Source organism: Elstera litoralis (genome assembly GCF_000963705.1).
Lineage (GTDB): Bacteria > Pseudomonadota > Alphaproteobacteria > Elsterales > Elsteraceae > Elstera > Elstera litoralis.
In genome coordinates this window covers 1-1201 of sequence record NZ_LAJY01000891.1, presented here as the reverse complement: position 1 = coordinate 1201, position 1201 = coordinate 1, and the positions used below count along the sequence as shown (strand labels likewise).

Genomic DNA, 1201 nt, shown 5'->3' with positions numbered 1-1201 from the left:
ATTCGAGGTTCTGGTCGGCGAAATCCTCGTCAATCATGGTTACGATGTCACTCTTAACCATCGAACTCCTGCCAGTGAGCCGTTCCGCGTCCGAGAGATCGATATTCTGGCAAGGAATGATAAAGAAAATATACTCATGCCTGTTGAAGTGAAGTTTTACACTTTGGGAGGTGTGACCCTTTCTAGATTGCGCGATGCGGCTTCTTATACAAGTAATTTACGAGAATTTTCACATAAATCTAAACCACTGCTGGTCTGCAACACCTTCATCAATCAGGAACACCTCAACTGGGCCGAAAATGAGTTTCAGATTCATATCTGGGATTATCATATATTGGTGCAGAAATCCGGCGAGCACAGGGAGAAACTTGAGCAGTTTTTTCGAAAAGTTAACCCCACAAACTACTCCAAATAGCGCCCCTCAGTTGGCGCACATGATGACTAACAAACAGGAAGCGTCCGAATACGAGACGGACTCAGAAGTCGCCCCAAAGGGTAGAGAACTGATTGATAAGCTGAGTAAGATTCCTGGAGGAACAAAGTCATCGAAGGATTACGAAGCTATATGCCGAGATATTATTGATTATATTTTTGGCCGAGATCTCCGAGATGGCAGATCTCAAAAAAGGACTTCGGAAGGTGGGGACATCTTTGATCTTATATATCGAGTTAGCCCTAAGCATCCTTTTTGGATAACATTGACTCGTGATTTCCGTGCGAGAGTTATTCTTTTTGAGTGCAAGAATTATACAGATCCAATTGATCCGGTTCAGGTTTTTACAACCGAGCGGTATCTAAGTGCGAGTGCCCTCCGCCCCATCTGTTTTGTTCTGAGTCGGAAACCAGTGAACAAGAATGCCATTATGGCAGCGTCTGGCGCAATGCGTGAGTCGGGAAAACTTCTTGTTTTCCTTTCAGATGATGATTTGGGAAAAATGTTATTAGCTAAAGATGCTCAAATCGAAAAAGGTGGGAGCCTCGAATATATGGAAGAGAATGACCCTGCAGAAATTCTAGATCAAATAATATATGATTTCATCGCAGGAATTCCACGTTAAGATGAATATTTTCCAATTCTCTTGTGGGTGACAGCATGTTTTTGAGGAGTATTCTTAGAAAATACTTGAGACAAGCACGATAGCAAGCGTCTTTAGCGTATCCGTACCGCATCCCCCCTCCTCATCCAGCACGCAACTCCCGT

The 1201-nt window shown here is 43.5% G+C and carries 2 protein-coding genes; both read left to right on the top strand.

Annotated features, from left to right (window positions below; all coding sequences use genetic code 11):
* Nucleotides 1-415, top strand: a 415-nt coding sequence (locus VZ95_RS26325) for a PDDEXK family nuclease (protein WP_198148461.1), incomplete at its 5' end; no start/stop codon positions are given.
* Nucleotides 369-1058, top strand: coding sequence for a hypothetical protein (locus VZ95_RS24720; protein ID WP_198148460.1), 690 nt, complete (start codon nt 369-371; stop codon nt 1056-1058). The genes VZ95_RS26325 and VZ95_RS24720, both read left to right, overlap by 47 nt.
* The last annotated feature ends 143 nt before the right edge of the window (nt 1059-1201 follow it).